The sequence below is a fragment of the Plantibacter sp. MDV22-iso1 genome (assembly GCF_058408345.1).
On sequence record NZ_JBZVDY010000001.1, the window covers coordinates 1910317 to 1926061 of the forward strand.

The 15745-nt window shown below is 70.1% G+C and carries 18 protein-coding genes; 12 read left to right on the top strand and 6 right to left on the bottom strand.

Annotation, left to right across the window (positions count from 1 at the left end):
* From AC4PMY_RS09185 to AC4PMY_RS09200, 4 genes are all read left to right on the top strand, one after another.
* Window positions 1-834, top strand: coding sequence for a sugar phosphate isomerase/epimerase family protein (locus AC4PMY_RS09185; RefSeq protein WP_491622527.1), 834 nt, complete (start codon window positions 1-3; stop codon window positions 832-834).
* A gap of 52 nt (window positions 835-886) precedes the next feature.
* Window positions 887-1984: a Gfo/Idh/MocA family protein gene (locus AC4PMY_RS09190; RefSeq protein ID WP_491622528.1), complete on the top strand. Its 1098-nt coding sequence runs from the start codon at window positions 887-889 to the stop codon at window positions 1982-1984.
* A complete protein-coding gene (locus tag AC4PMY_RS09195; RefSeq protein ID WP_491622529.1) occupies window positions 1981-2865 on the top strand; it encodes a sugar phosphate isomerase/epimerase family protein in 885 nt (294 codons plus the stop codon). The genes AC4PMY_RS09190 and AC4PMY_RS09195 overlap by 4 nt, the downstream gene beginning before the upstream one ends.
* An 86-nt stretch (window positions 2866-2951) precedes the next feature.
* Window positions 2952-4022, top strand: coding sequence for a LacI family DNA-binding transcriptional regulator (locus tag AC4PMY_RS09200; RefSeq protein ID WP_491622530.1), 1071 nt, complete (start codon window positions 2952-2954; stop codon window positions 4020-4022).
* Window positions 4023-4123: 101 nt separating this feature from the next.
* Here AC4PMY_RS09200 and AC4PMY_RS09205 read toward each other — a convergent pair whose 3' ends face one another.
* The 4 genes from AC4PMY_RS09205 to AC4PMY_RS09220 all read right to left on the bottom strand — a co-directional run bounded on the left by AC4PMY_RS09205 (window position 4124) and on the right by AC4PMY_RS09220 (window position 7981).
* Window positions 4124-4501, bottom strand: coding sequence for a RidA family protein (locus AC4PMY_RS09205; RefSeq protein ID WP_064293922.1), 378 nt, complete (start codon window positions 4499-4501; stop codon window positions 4124-4126).
* Between the two features lie 9 nt (window positions 4502-4510).
* Window positions 4511-5272 (bottom strand): alpha/beta fold hydrolase, encoded by a 762-nt coding sequence (locus tag AC4PMY_RS09210; protein ID WP_064293923.1) that lies wholly within the window; start codon window positions 5270-5272, stop codon window positions 4511-4513.
* Between the two features lie 151 nt (window positions 5273-5423).
* Window positions 5424-6386, bottom strand: a complete 963-nt coding sequence (locus AC4PMY_RS09215; RefSeq protein ID WP_491622531.1) for a helix-turn-helix domain-containing protein — start codon at window positions 6384-6386, stop codon at window positions 5424-5426.
* 95 nt (window positions 6387-6481) lie between these two features.
* A complete protein-coding gene (locus AC4PMY_RS09220; RefSeq protein WP_071261887.1) occupies window positions 6482-7981 on the bottom strand; it encodes a glycoside hydrolase family 36 protein in 1500 nt (499 codons plus the stop codon).
* Between the two features lie 207 nt (window positions 7982-8188).
* Between AC4PMY_RS09220 and AC4PMY_RS09225 the strand changes: the two genes are divergently transcribed.
* Entirely contained in the window at window positions 8189-9337 is a 1149-nt protein-coding gene (locus AC4PMY_RS09225) for an ROK family protein (RefSeq protein ID WP_491622532.1), read from the top strand.
* A 29-nt stretch (window positions 9338-9366) separates the two neighbouring features.
* Here AC4PMY_RS09225 and AC4PMY_RS09230 read toward each other — a convergent pair whose 3' ends face one another.
* Together AC4PMY_RS09230 and AC4PMY_RS09235 are read right to left on the bottom strand one after the other, a co-directional pair.
* The gene (locus tag AC4PMY_RS09230) at window positions 9367-10419 is read right to left on the bottom strand and encodes a Gfo/Idh/MocA family protein (protein WP_491622533.1); all 1053 of its coding nucleotides are present in this window, start codon (window positions 10417-10419) and stop codon (window positions 9367-9369) included.
* Window positions 10416-11297, bottom strand: a complete 882-nt coding sequence (locus AC4PMY_RS09235) for a sugar phosphate isomerase/epimerase family protein (protein ID WP_491622534.1) — start codon at window positions 11295-11297, stop codon at window positions 10416-10418. Before AC4PMY_RS09235 ends, AC4PMY_RS09230 begins: the two co-directional genes overlap by 4 nt.
* A gap of 287 nt (window positions 11298-11584) precedes the next feature.
* Here AC4PMY_RS09235 and AC4PMY_RS09240 point away from each other — a divergent pair, with 287 nt between their 5' ends.
* The 7 genes from AC4PMY_RS09240 (at window position 11585) to AC4PMY_RS09270 (ending at window position 15744) form a co-directional block, all read left to right on the top strand.
* The gene (locus AC4PMY_RS09240; RefSeq protein WP_231884265.1) at window positions 11585-12280 is read left to right on the top strand and encodes an HAD hydrolase-like protein; all 696 of its coding nucleotides are present in this window, start codon (window positions 11585-11587) and stop codon (window positions 12278-12280) included.
* Window positions 12281-12369: 89 nt separating this feature from the next.
* Entirely contained in the window at window positions 12370-12963 is a 594-nt protein-coding gene (locus AC4PMY_RS09245) for a sulfite oxidase-like oxidoreductase (RefSeq protein ID WP_491622535.1), read from the top strand.
* Window positions 12960-13688, top strand: coding sequence for a ferredoxin reductase (locus AC4PMY_RS09250; protein WP_491622536.1), 729 nt, complete (start codon window positions 12960-12962; stop codon window positions 13686-13688). The genes AC4PMY_RS09245 and AC4PMY_RS09250 overlap by 4 nt, the downstream gene beginning before the upstream one ends.
* On the top strand, window positions 13688-13945 hold the full coding sequence (locus AC4PMY_RS09255; RefSeq protein ID WP_491622537.1) for a DUF6510 family protein: 258 nt from the start codon (window positions 13688-13690) through the stop codon (window positions 13943-13945). The genes AC4PMY_RS09250 and AC4PMY_RS09255 overlap by 1 nt, the downstream gene beginning before the upstream one ends.
* A 40-nt stretch (window positions 13946-13985) precedes the next feature.
* On the top strand, window positions 13986-14309 hold the full coding sequence (locus tag AC4PMY_RS09260; protein ID WP_071261893.1) for a PadR family transcriptional regulator: 324 nt from the start codon (window positions 13986-13988) through the stop codon (window positions 14307-14309).
* A 1-nt stretch (window position 14310) separates the two neighbouring features.
* Window positions 14311-14841: a PspC domain-containing protein gene (locus AC4PMY_RS09265; protein ID WP_199687210.1), complete on the top strand. Its 531-nt coding sequence runs from the start codon at window positions 14311-14313 to the stop codon at window positions 14839-14841.
* 66 nt (window positions 14842-14907) lie between these two features.
* Entirely contained in the window at window positions 14908-15744 is an 837-nt protein-coding gene (locus AC4PMY_RS09270; RefSeq protein WP_314138242.1) for an alpha/beta fold hydrolase, read from the top strand.
* Window position 15745 lies beyond the last annotated feature (1 nt).

The window sequence follows — 15745 nt, forward strand, 5'->3', positions numbered from 1 at the left end:
ATGACCATCCCACCGACGACGGAACGGAACCACATGTCCGACACGAACCCGACCGCCCAGCGGCACCCGCTCACCGGGTACGGCGTGATCGTCCCCTCCGAACGCATCCCCGGTGCGTTCGCGTCCGGAGCCGACTACGCCGAACCGACCATCGTCGGCAACCTCGTCGTCGCCGACGGAGCCAGGTGGACGCGCCATCCCGACTACGACACGAGCGTCCGACGCGGGTCGTTCGCCATCCTGTTCCCCGGCGACCTGTCGCTCGCCGACCCCGGCTTCCCGGCGAAACGCGTCACGGCGTACCTCGACGCCGTCATGCCGATCATCGGTTCGGTCTCGGAGCCCGGCGCGAAGATCGTGTTCGGGAGCGGGACGGCCCGCACCATCCCCGCCGGGGTGGATGTCACGGCCGCCCGCGCGCGGTTCGCGGAGGTCGTCGTCGAGACGCGCGACGCGGCGGAGCGGAACGGACTGCAGATCGTCCTCGAGCCATTGAACCGGGACGAGACGAACCTGCTCAACTCGCTCGAGGAGACGGTCGCCTTCCTCGACGAGTTCGGGATCGACCGCGTGCCCGTCGTCGCCGACCTCTTCCACATCATGCTGGAGGAGGAGCCACTCGCCGTCGTCCAGGCCCTGGGCGCCCGCATCGGACACGCCCACATCGCCGACGCCGGACGACGGCCGCCCGGCCAGGGCGACTGGCCGCTCACCGAGTTCATCACGGCCCTGCGTGACGGCGGCTACGACGGCCCCATCACCGTCGAGTGCCTCTTCGAGGACTTCGAACCGGAGCTCGAGGCCGCCCTCGCACACCTCCGCCAGCTCGCCTGAGCCGGCCCGGACACCGACACACCCCACGCACAGAACTGGAGCGAACCCCCGCATGTCCCGACCGCACCGCATCGCCATCGCCGGCGCCGGCATCATCTCGAAGCAGCACGGCATCGTCATCGACCAGCTGCGCGACGAGTTGGAACTCGTCGCCGTCGCCGACCCGGAGCTCGCGAAGGCGGAGGCCCTCGTCGCCGAGCGCGGCGGACGGGCGTTCACGACCCTCGCGGAGGCGCTGGCGCAGACCGACCCCGACATCGTCGTCGTCTGCACGCCCACCGGTCTGCACGCCGACCTCGCCATCGAGGCACTGGAGGCCGGCAAGCACGTCATCATCGAGAAGCCGGCCGACGTCACCGTCTCGCGGACGGACGACATCATCGCCGCCCAGGAGCACGCCGGTACCGTCGTGACCGTCATCTCCCAGCACCGCTTCGACCCCTCGACGGAGATCGTCCTCGCCGCCGCCGAGCGCGGAGACCTCGGGCGCATCACCTCGGGCATCGCCTCGGTCGACTGGTGGCGCGGGCAGAGCTACTACGACTCCGGCGACTGGCGCGGCACCTGGGCACTCGACGGCGGCGGCGCGCTCATGAACCAGGGCGTGCACACGGTCGACCTGCTGGTCGCGCTCCTCGGACGCCCTGTCGAGGTCTTCGGCTACACCGCGCTCCTCGCCCACGAGCGCATCGAGACCGAGGACGTCGCGGTCGGTGTCGTCCGCTTCGCATCCGGTGCGCTCGGCGTCATCCACGGCTCGACGGCCGTCTACCCGGGCCTCGTCGCGCGGCTGCAGGTCCACGGTGACCGCGGCTCGGCGGTCATCGAGAATGACCAGCTGACGTACTTCCACTCCACCCCCGCGGGGATGGAGCGCGCAGAGGCCTTCTTCGGCTCGCAGGGCAAGGACACGAACCAGGCGGCGCAGTTCGCCGACGAGACGCAGGCGGGCTCGAGCGTCGCCGGACAGATGTCGGACGCGCACCTGCACCAGTACCGGAACGTCCTCGCCGCGATCCGCGGGGAGGAGCCGCTCCGCGTGACGCTGGCGGAGAACCGCCAGGCGATCTCGATCATCACCGGTCTCTACGAATCCGCACGCACGGGCCAACCGGTCCGCCTCGACGCCGTTGCGGCGGTGGCCCGATGAGCGCGCAGCGGACGAACCGGGTGGCGGCGAACCCCATCCCGTACTGGAGTGCGCGCGGCAAGACCCGCGAGGTATTCGAGGAGGCCTTCGCCGACTTCCAGCGCATCGGGTTCACCGCGGTGAAGGCCGACATCCCCGAGGGCATGACCGCGGACGAGTACCGCACGTGGATCGGCGACTACGGCCTCGCACCGTCGCTCAGCCTGTTCAGCAGCGCGTTCGACGAGACGGTCGTCCTGGCCGAGGTCCTCGAGGCGGCGAAGGCGTTCGGGGCGGCCCAGGCCTCCCTCGGACTCGACCGGACGATGATCTCCTCGATGGCGATCCCGGCGCGCATGGCGACGCCCGCGATCGGCGCCGACTTCTCCCAGGAGCGTCTCGACCTGGCCATCGAGAACGCCGGCCGGACCTGCGAGGTCCTGCTCGCCGAGGGGATCCGCCCCCTGCACCATTCGCACGTCGGTGGCGTCTTCGAGACCGAGCACGAGATCCGCAGTCTGCTCGACACCCTCGGCCCGGACCTCATCGGGTTCGGGCCCGACACCGGACACCTCCGCTGGGCGGGAGCGGACCCGGTCGCCATGATCACCGACTACCGCGACCGCGTCGGCGGCATCCACATCAAGGACGTCTACGCCGATCACCTCGACGGCGCGGCGGACGGCGCACTGAGCTACCACGAGACGTCGCAGACGAAGCGGCTGTGGGCGGAACCCGGGCTGGGCGTGCTCGACTTCGACGCGATCGTCGCGGCGATGCCCGCGGACTACGACGGCGACTACATGATCGAGGTCGACTTCCCGAGCGTCGAGAGCGTCTACGAGTCGCACCGCCTGTCGTACGAGTGGGCCAACCACGCGCTCGATGTCGCGACCCGCTGACCCGGCCGGCCTGAGCCCTCCCGCGGAGGCCGCGGCAGTACGATGGCTCAGGTCGCCGAGGGCGGCGATCGAGAGGAGCGAGCCCCATGAGCACCTCTGACGCATCCGCCGAGATGGTCGCTCCCGAGCCCGCAAAACCCGAACCCACGGCGGGGGTCGCGAAGACGAAACGTGCCGCGACGATCTACGACATCGCGCAGCTCGCCGGCGTCAACCCGTCGACCGTGTCGCGGGCGCTGAGCCGCCCTGGCCGCATCAACGAGAAGACGGCGCAGAAGATCCACGACGCCGCCAAGCAGCTCAACTACGTGGCGAACCCCGCCGCCCGGGCGCTCCCCACCGGGCGCACCGGCACGCTCGGCCTCATCGTCGCCGACATCACGAACCCGATGTTCTTCGACGTCGTCCGCGGTGCGGAGCGCGAGGCCGCCGAGCGCAACTACACGCTCGTGCTCGCGGAGTTCAAGGAGTCGGCGGAGATGGAGCTGCTGACCGCCAGGCGGCTCATGCCGTCGGTCGACGGTCTCATCCTCGCGACCTCGAGGCTCCTGCCCGACGACGTGCGCGCGCTGGGCCAGGAGAAGCCCGTCGTCGTGATCAACCGTCAGGTCGACGACGTCGACAGCATCGTCGCCGACGTCGACCCGGGCCTCACCGAGGCGATCGACCACCTCGCGGAGCTCGGTCACCGGAGCCTCGCGTTCGTCTCCGGGCCGTCGCGCTCGTGGATGTCGCGTCATCGCTGGGACCGCACGCGCGCGTTGTGCGCGGAGCGCGGCATCGGGACGGTGCGGGTGCCGTCGACGCAGCCCGACATGGCCGCGGGCAGGGCGGCGGCCACGGCCGTGCTCGAGACGGGTGCCACCGCGGTCCTCGCGTACAACGACCTCCTGGCCATCGGCATCATGCTGGAGCTGCGCTCACGTGGTGTCGAGATGCCCACCCGGCTGAGCCTCATCGGCTTCGACGACATCTTCGGTTCGGACTTCACGACACCGGCACTCACGTCGATCCGCAGCCCGCACATCGCCTCCGGCTCCTACGCCGTGCAGACCCTCTTCGCGCACCTCGGGGGCACCGACGTCCCGACCATCACCGACCTCGCGACCACGCTCATCATGCGCGAGTCGACCGCCCCGCCGCCGGCCACGGACTGAGTCGGACCTTCGTCCAGCCCTTCGACAAGCTCAGGGACCGGGGTGTGGGCCCAGGGGCCGGAATGAGCTCGGGAGCCGCTCTCGCCCAGGGACGCACCGCCTCAGGCGACGAGTTCGATCTCGACGCGCGCGCCGAGCGGCAGCCCGACGACCGCGACCGTGGTGCGCGCAGGGTAGGGCGCCGAGAAGACCGACTCGTAGACGCTGTTCATCGACGCGAAGTCGGCCATGTCGACGAGGTAGACGTTCACCTTGACCACGTCGGCGAACCCGCGACCGGCGGCCGTCAGCACCGACTCGAGGTTGGCGAACACCCGGCGGGTCTGTTCGGCGACATCACCGTCGACGAGGGCTCCGGTCACCGGATCGATGGGCGTCTGCCCGGACAGGTACAGCGCTCCGGTCGGGGCGACCGCGGCATGCGAATACGGCCCGACGGGCTTCGGAGCGTGCGGGTCGTTCACCGTGGATCGCGTCATGGCCTCAGCCTAGGTGGCGACGAAGGCACGGATCGCCGAGGCGATCGCTCGTGGTGCCGTGTGCTGCACGACGTGCCGGTGGCCGGGCACGACCGCCATCGAACCGTGTGACGCCCGATCACGAAGCAACCGACTCCATCCCGTACCGGCGATCGGGTCGTTCCCGCCGCGGACGACGAGCACGGGAGCGGTGACCTCGACGATGCGGTCCTCGATGGGGAAGTCGACCATCCGTCGCACCTGCCGCAGGAACCACGACGGCCCTGCGCGGAGGTAGTCGACGAAGACCCGTCGGTTCACGCTCATGGTCTCACCGACCGTGTCCCACGCGAGTGCCAGCGCCTGCGCCACCATCGACCGATGGTCACGGTCCGTCACCGGACCGATGATGACGACGGCACGCGCCAGATCGGGACGCTGAGCGGCCAGTTCGACGACCCACTGCGCGCCCATGGAATGACCGACGAGGACGAACGGCGCGGTCCCGAGCGTGTCCAGCGCGTGCCCGAGTGCCGTCGCCATCTCTCCGACCTCGACCGTGCGGACGGGCCTCGCCTGACCACCGAACCCGGGGAGGTCGACGGAGACGGTGTCACTGTCGCGGGCGAGGTCGTCGTGCAGCCGGGCGAAGTACCGGTGCGAGGTGCCGACACCGTGGACGAGGACGAAGCGGGCCGCGCCGGGGTCGCGATCGGCGGTCGTGGAGATGATCCGGAAGGAGAGGTCGTCGAGCACGAGCTGCGCGTCGCGTCGCGTCGCCCCTACTGCCATGGGGAACCGCAGTATCGTCCAGTCGTCATCCGGACACCGTACCGGGTGCCCGCGCCGGACAGGCCTCGTTGGTGGGAGCACTCAGCTTCAGGGTGCCGCCCTTCGACAGGCTCAGGGACCGGGGATGCCGCTCAGGGACCGGGTATGGCGCTCAGCGGGCGCTCGACGCGAGGGTGACACTCGGGTACTCGCCGAAGCGGGTCGTGTAGGAGGCCGCGAACCGACCGAGGTGAGTGAACCCCCACCGTCTGGCGACCTCGGCGACCGTGGCCAGGCCCGGTTCCGCATCCCGCAACTCCTGCCGCACGCGATCGAGGCGGATCGAGCGCAGGTAGTCCGTGGCGGTGACGTCGTACTCACGGCGGAACGCCGCCTGCAGGCTGCGCAGGCTGAGCCCGGCGGCCTCCGCGATCTCCGCGGTCGCGATGGGTCGGTGGGCGTTCGCGACCATGAACTCGACGGCGGCGCGGGCCTTGCTGCTCGGAGGAACCGCCAGATCGGTCCGTGGCTGCAGAGCGAGATGTGGGAAGACCTCGAGCAACGTGACGGCGGCCGCTCGGTTCGCCTCGGCGCGCAGCACCGCGGAACTCCCGTCGTCGTAGATCACGCGCGCGACGGTCGCCACCGTCTCGGTCCAACGCCGCAGGGCGTCGCCCGACGGGCGGAACGTCGTGTCGAACCGGATCGGACCCACCGACCCCTCGGTGTCCGCCGCGACGCCTTCCACGTACGCACCGCCGAAGTGCATCATGTTGAGCCGATAGTCGATGAGATCGAACTGCGCGGGCCGGTCATTCGCGAACATCGAGGGCACGCCAGGGTGGAGCTTCATCGGCGAACCGAGCAGGTCCATCACGCCCTCGCCACGCGTGAGCCAGGTCACCACGTACTCGTCCTGGGTGAAGGAAGCGCCCGTGATCCGGCCCTCGACCTGCGACGCGCGCAGCGCGAGGTCGGCGTCGCCGATGGACGTGAAGCGGTATCCGAAGTCGGTGGCCGTCGGCTCGACGGTGATCCCGCCGATCTGGTATGCCTCGCGGTACAGCTCGCGCGCGTCGTCGACGTCGCCGCCCGCGGCTTCGAACCGCTCCGCGGGCCCAGCATTCACGCTCATCCTGCCCAGAATCTCACGAGTCCGTGGTAGCTCCATCTTTGGAGGATCGGCGTTCGTTTATCGGATAGGGCCGGGTCTCCGGCGAGCGCCAAGCATCACCCGATGTACGAGGTGTCGGACCGGGCCTCCCCTGCCACGACGGCCGTCAGGTCGACCTCGCGGCCGTCGAGCCGGAAGGTGAACCGCCCGGTCTGCTCGACCGTGGGGGTCTCCGTGAGGTACTGCCGGAGTTCGGCTCGCTCGCTCTCGTGCAGCCACACCACCGGATCGGAGGTCGACTTGAACTCGAGGATGGCCGCCACGTCCTGGAGCATGCGTCGCTCGTCCGGGTCGAGGAGGTTGCGGGCGCTGCGGAAGTAGACGGCGTCGGGGTCGACCTCGTAGACGTCCTTCAGCCAGACGCGGTTGACGGAGTCGACGATCGAGTTCCATGCGCCGACGCCCGACGGGTCGCCGACCCGTTCGGCGTTGTCCCAGAACGGACCGACATCCGGCCCCACGCGCGCGCCGTCGAACACCCCGATGGACGGGATCATCGGGACGCCGCAGCCGAGCAGGTACACGTCGTCGCCGACGGTCTCCCTGATGAACGAGATCGCGTCCCGGTAGGCGGTCTCGCGGTGGACGTCCTGATGCCGCCGACCGGCGACGGCCCCCGCGTACATGAAGTCGAGCTTGAGGTAGCTGAAACCCCACCCGGTGACGCGCTCGAAGACCTCGCGGAGGTGGTCCTGCACCTCCCGCTGCGTGGTGTCGAGCGAGTAGTAGTGGGAGTTCCAGTTGTAGCCAGTCGCCAGCGGGCGGCCGGCGTCGTCCTGCACGAGGAGGTCGGGGCGCTCCCGCGCGATCGTGGAATCGGGAAGCGCGATCATGGGGGCGAGCCAGAGCCCCGGGCGGAACCCGGCCTCGGCGATGCGACCGGCCGTCGCCTGCATACCGGACGGGAAGTCCGGACCGGCCGTCCAGTCGCCCACGATCGGCTCCCAGCCGTCGTCGAGCTGGAACACGTCGAAGGGGTACCCGGTGAGGTCGGCCACGGTGCGGGCGACCAGCTCCTCGTCGATGCCCTCGTAGTAGGAGTACCAACTGCTCCAGACGCGACCGGCGCGCTGCGAGCGCCGCCCGAGCCGTTCGGACAGGATGGCCGCGTAGTCGGCGAAGGCCTGCTGCTCCGGTCCGAACGTGACGAACCACTCGGCTTCGTCGGTCTCGCTCCGCGCCCAGATCGTGTTGCGGTCGGCACCGACCCTGGGGTTGCCGAGCCCGAGGGTCCCGATGAGCAGCACGGTGCCGTCCGGTCCCGCGATGGCTCCGACACCGCTGCCGGAGTGGAGGTGCGGGGTCTCGTTGACCGCATCGTCGGCGGTGAGCAGCCGGTCGGGGTTGTTCTTGATGCCGATGGTCTCGCCGTCCGTGGTGGTCCAGCCGCTCGGGCTCCACGAGTTCCAGCCGTGCCGGTAGAACCCGGTGTCGCCGAAGGGGTGGAGGATCGCGACCGGACCGGCGGGCACGACGAAGCCGGTGCTCGTGGCGGTCGGTTCGCCGGCGAGGTTCGCGGGGACGCGGAGGTCACCGAAGGTGAAGGTGTGCAGCATGGCCGGCTTTCTGTCTGGATGGGCGCTCTCGGGATCGACGCGGGATTCACGCCTGCCACCGCAGGGCTGCCGCGGGTAGAGTCGAGGAGGCGGAGTTAATACTGCAACGTGCCGTGAAAAGTCGCAAGGGGGGAATGGCGGATGCCTCGAGAGGCGATGGTGGAGCCCTCCGGCGGATCGATGGGCAGTCGATCGTTGCTCCGGAGGATGAACTCGCTCGGTGTGCTGCGCGCCCTGCTCCCGGAGCCACTCACCCTGCGGGAGTTGGCGAACGCGTCCGGGCTGTCTCGGACGGCCATCGACGCGATCGTGACGGACCTCGTCGACATGGGCTGGCTCGAATCCGTCCAACGCGCCTCGGCGTCCCGGATCGGCAGACCGGCCACCGCCTTCAGCGTGCGGGCGGGACTCGGCCACCTCCTGTCGCTCGACATCGGCGCGAACCACATCCATGCCGTCGTGACGGACCTCGCCGGTGCCGTCCTGGGCCAGCGCACGGCTCGCTTGCCCGAGGACACGGGCGCGACCGAGCGCATCACCCTGGCGCTGGCGACCGGCGATGCGGTGCTCAGCACCCTCGGCCTCACCCGCGGGTCGGTGTGGATCGTCGCCGTGGGCTCCCCGGGTGCGATCGGCCGAGACGGCGAGGTGCTGCACTTCGGCGGAACGGGGCTGCCGGACTGGGTCGGACTGAACCTGCGCGAGCGGTTCGAGCAGGAGTTCGACGGAGCCGTCCTGGTGGAGGGCGACGTCGCGCTCGGCGCCCGCGCGGAACTGACCGTCGGCGCAGCACAGGGCCACCGCGACGTCGTCTACCTCCTCTGCGGCGTGCGCACCAGCGCGGCCTCCATCGTCGACGGGAAGGTGCATCGCGGCGTGCACGGTGCGGCAGGGATCGTCGGCGAGATGCCCGAACTCCGGTGGTCCCGCTTGAACGAGCGGTACGGCGAGTCGGTCCTCGGCTCTCCACGGCCGTCCCGCGAAGCGATCTTCGAGGCGGCTCGCGCCGGTGATCGGATCGCCCTGACGGCGATGGAGGAGTTCGCGGACGACCTGGCCACCGGCGCGGCGGCCATGATCCTGGCGCTCGATCCGGAACTCCTCGTGGTCGGAGGCGGCAGCGCTCCGGGCGCGGACGTCTTCCTGCCGCGCTTCATCCGCACCCTCGGCGGGATCTGCCCGCTGCCACCGGACGTGGTCGTCTCCTCGCTCGGTTCGGAGGCGGTGGCGATGGGTGGCGTCAGCCTGGCGTCCCAGCACCTCGACACCGTCCTGCAGACGGCCGTCCGAGATGTGGAGCGGTTCCCCGACCCGGCGGGGGCGCTGCTGCTCGTCAAGCGGGACGCAGCGTCCTGAGCCGTCGCTGACCCACGACCGATCGTGGCTCAGCGACCGCCGGGCTGCGCGGCGAGGACCGGCGACCGTCGCTCGGGGATCGCCGCGTCGTAGACGTCCTGGATCACATCGAACGCCTTCCGCGCTTCTGCGGGGTGGAGCCAGAAGGCGCCCGGCTCGTCGAGCCCCGCGTAGAAGTCCTGGATCAGCCGTTCATGGGAGACGCCCCAGTAGGCACGCGCTCCGCTGGCCGTCACGCGCTCGACCGTGGTCTCGACGCGCCCGTCGGCGAAGCGGACAGTGAGTTCGGCGCCGAGGCTCAGCGTGCCCCGCTCGCAGACGACGTCGATCGTCACGGGCAGGTTCGCGACCCCGGCGACCGTCGCGTAGACCGTGCTCGTCGCGCCTCCCGCGTGCACGATGCGGAGCTCGGCCGTGTCCTCGACCTCGATCACCTCGGCGAGCGCGCGGGTGGCGATCGATCCCGTCGCCTCGACCGGGTCGCCGACCAACCACTGCACGAGGTCGATCGTGTGGATCGCCTGATTCATGAGGAGACCGCCGCCGCCGGTCGCCCAGCGACCACGCCAAGGGCGATCCTCGTAGTAGGCCGCCGTCCGATGCCACGGCACGACCGCCGAGGCGCCGAGCACTGCGCCGAGCTCACCCGAGTCGAGGAGTTCCTTGGCGCGTTCCGCCGGCTGGTTGTAGCGGTTCTGGAAGCACACCGCGATCTTCGCGCGACTGTGCTCAGCAGCGGCCAGGAGCCGTTCGGCCTCCTCGCGCGTGTGGGCAAGGGGCTTCTCGAGGATGACGCTGATCCCGCGCTCGAGCGCTCGGATCGCCTGGTCGGCGTGCAAGTGGTGCGGGGTGCAGATGTGCACGACGTCGGGTCGCGCCTCGTCGAACAGTCGATCGAGGTCGGTGAAGCCCGGGACACCCGTCGTAGCCATCGCCGCATCGAGCCGGCCGGTGTCGACGTCGCACACCGCCACGAGCTGCGCGCCGGGAACCGTTCCGATCGACGCGAGGTGGAGGGCTGCGATGTCACCGCACCCGATCACGGCGACGCGGCGGAGGACGGGTGCTGGCCCGCGGCTCATCGCAGCTCGATCCCCAGCTCGTCGGTGAGCCTCCGGAAGGCCCGGGCGGCGACGCCGAACGAGGCGGGACCGGAGAAGCCGCCGAGCGCGTGGGTGTCGGCGAGGTGCGGCTCGAGCGAGGCGAAACCGGTGTAGCCGTCGTCGCGCAACGCCGTGAGCGTCTCACGCAGTTGCCCGTCACCATCGCCGGACGGCACGACCTGGCCGCTCGCGGCGACCGCGTCCTTGACCTGCAGGTAGTCGAGGTAGGGGCGCAGCATCGCGTAGCCGTCGTCGAACGGAGCGACGCCCACCTGGACGAAGTTCGCGTTGTCCCAGGCGAGACGGAGTGCCGGTGATCCGACCGACTCGACGAGGTCGAGGATGCGCTCCGGGACGTCGCCGTAGATGTCCTTCTCGTTCTCGTGCAGCAGCACGACCCCCTCACGCTCGGCCAGGTCGGCGAGCAGGCGCATGCGGACCAGGACGTCGTCGCGGGTGCTCTCCACCGGGACGCCCTCGCCGCGGAAGAACGAGAAGATGCGGATGTTCGGGGTCCCGAGGGCGTGTGCAGCGGCGATCGCTCGCGCGAGGCGGGCGACCTCCAGCTCGGCGTCGAGGGCCACGTCGACCTTGCCGATCGGTGATCCGATGGCGGACACGCCCATGCCCGACCGCTCCAGCTGCGCACCGAGTCGGGCGAGCTGGTCGGCGTCGAGGTCGATGATGTTGACGCCCCATGCGCTCCGGACCTCGATGTGCGATGCACCGAGCGCCTCGAGCACGGCGATCTGCGTCGTCGGGTCGGCGTCGATCTCGTCGCCGAAACCCGACAGGGTCCAGCTCACCGGGTGTTGTGCATTCACGTGCGCTTCCGCCTTCGCGTTCGTTCTCGTCATCGGGAACCAGGCAGTCGGGCTGCCGGTCCTGTCAGCCTACGACTCTGGCAACCGGTTGACAACCCTTCCCTGTGGGGCGGCCAGCGCGGTGCGCTGACGCGAGCGCGGGGCACGCACTCGAGCGCGCCCCTCCGGAGACCCGCGTTCGTGCGCCAGCACCGCGCTCGGGCCGCGACGCACACACTCACGCCCGGACCACCGCGCTCACGCCGCCATGCCCGCGCTCACGTCAGCGCACCGCGCTGGGCATCGAACCCGGCCGGAGGGGTCGCCCTAGGATGGAGCGTGTGACCGATCTCTACCTCGCCAGTACGACCGTGTCCTTCCACCGCAGCTGGTCCTGCGTGCTGTTCGACCTCGACGGCACGATCGTGGACTCGGCTCCCGGCATCATCTCCCGCATGAAGGCGACGCTGGCGAACGTCGGTGCCCCCGTCCCGTCCGACGAGTCCCTGCTGCGCTGGGTCGGGCCGCCGCTGCTCGACTCCTTCCGCGACTTCGCGGGGATGGACCCGCTGCAGTCGCAGCTCGCCCTCACCGAGTACCGCCGCCAGGTCGCCATCGAGGGCGCCGAAGTCGGCACCGCGGTGTTCCCAGGCGTCGCCGGGCTGCTCGCGCGCATCTCCGAGGCCGGGATCCCGATCGGGCTCGCGACCTCGAAGCCCGAGTCACAGGCGAACACGATCCTCGACCACTTCGGTCTGAGCCAGTACTTCACCGTCGTCACCGGCGCCTCGGAGGACGAGGTGCGCAGCAGCAAGGCCGACGTCGTCGGCGAGGCCCTCCGGCGCCTCACCGCCGCCGGCGTCGACACGTCCCGCACCGTGCTCGTCGGCGACCGCCTCCACGACATCGAGGGCGCAGCGGCGCATGGGATCCCGACGATCCTCGTCGAGTGGGGCTACGGCTCGCCGGCGGAGGCCACCGGCGCCCTCGCCGTCGTCCACTCGATCGACGCGCTGTCGAACCTCATCACCGGCTGAGCGGGGCCGGAACCACTTGGTGGCCCCAGGAGGGTCTGGTTTCACCGACACCCGCTCACTAGGGTGATGACCATCCTGAGGAGGTCGACATGGCGGTGTTCACACGCGGTTTCGGAGGACGGGCACGGGAGCAGGACGACCGGCTCCCGCCCGGGCAGTTCCTCACCGAGGACTTCCCCGTCCTGTCCGCCGGGCCCACGCCGCGGATCGACACCGATGAGTGGGAGTTCCAGATCCGCACGGAGACGGGCGAGAACCACCGCTGGGACTGGACGGCCATGCAGGCGCTCCAGCAGGACGACATCACCCGCGACATCCACTGCGTGACCCGCTGGACGAAGCTCGGCACGAGCTGGCAGGGCGTCTCCCTCGACACGCTCTTCGCCGAGGTCGAGAGCGGCTACGACTTCGTGATGGCCCACTCCTACGGCGGCTACACGACCAATGTCCCACTCGACGACCTCCTGGACGGCAAGGCCTGGATCGCCACCGGCTTCGACGGAGAGCCGCTCGCCGCGGAGCACGGCGGGCCGGCGAGGCTCCTCATCCCGCACCTCTACTTCTGGAAGAGCGCGAAGTGGATCCGCGGCCTCGTCATGCAACAGGACGACGAACCGGGGTTCTGGGAGCAGAACGGCTACCACGCCTACGGTGACCCCTGGCTCGAACAGCGGTACTCGTGAGGCGCACGGGCCATGTCGACGTCTGGAAGGCGGCCACCGTGGTCACGGCGACGCAGCTGACCCCGTCGGGGCGGAGCCTCATCCTGGACGCTCCCGGCTGGGGCGGGAACCTCGCCGGGCAGCACGCCGACGTCCGCCTCACCGCCCCCGACGGCTACCAGGCGGTGCGCTCCTACTCGATCGCCTCGGCGGACGCCGGTGACCGCATCGAGATCGCCGTCGACCGGGTCCCCGACGGCGAGGTCTCCCCGTTCCTCGTCGACGCGATCGAGGTCGGCGACCAGGTCGAGGTGCGTGGACCATTGGGCGGCTGGTTCGTCTGGCACCCCGAGGACACGGAGCCGGTCCTCCTGATCGGCGGCGGTTCGGGCATCGTGCCGCTCGTGGCGATGGTGCGAGCGCACGAGGCGGCCGGGAGCACGACGCCGTTCCGACTCGTGTACTCGGTCCGCTCACCGCAGGACGCCTTCTTCGCCGACGAGCTCGCTGCGGCGACCGGAGTCGAGGTCACCTGGATCTACACCCGGCGAGCGCCCGACGGCTGGGCTCGTCCCGCCGGCCGCCTGGTCGCGGCCGACCTGCAGGCGCTCGAGGTCACCGGCGGCGAGGCCCCGTCGGTGTTCGTCTGCGGACCGACCGGATTCGTCGAGGCGATCGCCGACACCCTCGTCGCGATCGGCCACGATCCCGCGCGTATCAAGACCGAGCGGTTCGGAGGCGCGTGATGACCTCGCATCTGGACGGGAACGTCCTCGCCGGCACCCTGTCGGAACTGACCGGCACCGACCCGAGCGACACGATGTCACAGTGCCTCGGGTGCCGCGACGTCTCGCCTCTCGCCGCGGAGCTGGTGTTCGGCACCCCGGACGCGTGGGTGGTGCGCTGTCGACACTGCGACGACATCCTGCTCGTCGTCCTCCATCACGAGGAGACCACGCGCGTCACCCTCGACGGCGTCCGCTGGTGGACAGACCTCGCCTGACGACGTCCCGCCCGGTACCGATTCGTGTTACAGTACCGGCATGGAACCAGATAGCAAGCTCGCGGCACTCCGCCGAGGCATGCTCGAACCCCTCGTGCTCGCTTCGGTCGAGCATCAGCGACGCTATGCGGGCGAGATAGCGACGGCGCTCCGCGAAGCCGGCTTTCCCGTCCAGGAAGCCACGCTGTATCCGCTCCTGAACAAGCTCCGACGCGAAGAGCTCCTGGCGCACGACTGGCAGGAGTCCACGTCCGGCCCGCCTCGCAAGTACCTCTCCCTGACCGAAGCCGGACGAGTACAGCTCCGGAACTTCCGCACCTATTGGTCCTCCCTCACCGACATGATCACGACGATCGGACACTGACATGGAACAGATCCACCACATGAGCCTGAGTGGGCATGCGGAGACGATCCCGCTGACGGCCGCCGCACACGCCCACCTGGTCCGCTACCTGTCGAACACCCGCGCCGCACTCGGCACCGACCCCGATGCGGACGAGACCGTACGCGACCTCGAGACGGCGCTCGGAGACCGCCTGCGATCGATGGCGACGACCCCTGGCGCCGCGATCGACGACGAACAGCTCGCGAGGATCCTCGCGGAGACGGGCTCCGTCGAGCAGGAAGCACCGCCGACCCGGATCCTCGCCTATCCCGCTCGCGGTCGATTCTTCTGTCGCATCGGGGAAGGGAGCTGGTTCGGCGGCCTGTGCGCCGGCATCGCCGCGTACGGCGACTTCCGCGTGGACTGGGTCCGCACCGTCGCCCTCTTCCTCCTCCTCTTCACAGGCGGGACCGCCGGTCTCGTCTACCTGGCCCTCCTCCTCATCCTGCCGAAGGTCGACACGGTCGCCGAGTATCGGCGCAAGTGTTCGGAGCCGGTGCCGAGTCGATGAGGCTGCTCCGACAGGCGGTCCGTAAAAGCTATTGACATTAGCTAAACGGCAATGCACACTAGCTTCATGAACACGAACCCGGCATCGACAGGGCCCGCCACCCGCCACCTCGACCGCCCCGAGGGCAAGATCGCCTACGAGCTCCAGGGCGACGGCCCGCTCGTCGTCCTCGTCCCGGGAATGGGCGAGCTCCGCTCCTCCTACCGCTTCCTCGCCCCCGCGCTCGTCCAGGCCGGCTACCGCGTCGCCTCCACCGACCTCCGTGGTCACGGCGACAGCGACACGACCTTCTCGTCCTACGGCGACGTCGCGACCGCCTCGGACATCCACGCCCTCATCCGCGAACTGGGCACCCCGGCCGTCATTGTCGGCAACTCCCTCGCTGCCGGCGCGGGCGTGATCGTCGCCGCCGAGCACCCCGACGATGTGTCCGGTCTCGTGCTCGTCGGGCCCTTCGTCCGCAACCCGAAGGCGAGCGGGTTCATGCTCGCCTTGTTCCGCGCCATGATGGCTCCGCTGTGGGTCGCACGGGTCTGGAAGGCCTACCTCCCCACGTTGAACGCGGGCCGGAAGCCGGTCGACTTCGACGACCACCTCGCCGCCGTCTTCGCGAGCCTGCGTCGCCCCGCCTACGGCAAGGCCTTCTCGCAGACGACGAGACAGACCGACCACGCCCCGGCCGAGGCTGCGCTCCCAGGCGTGAGCGCTCCGACGCTCGTGATCATGGGCACCGAGGACCCCGACTTCCCCGACCCCGCGGCAGAGGCCCGCTGGATCGGCGACACCCTGCAGGCGGAGGTCGTCCTCGTCGAGGACGCCGGCCACTACCCGCAGGCCCAACAGCCCGAGGTCACCTCGCAGGCCGTCCTCGGCTTCCTTCAGTCGGCGCTGCACCGTGCCTAGG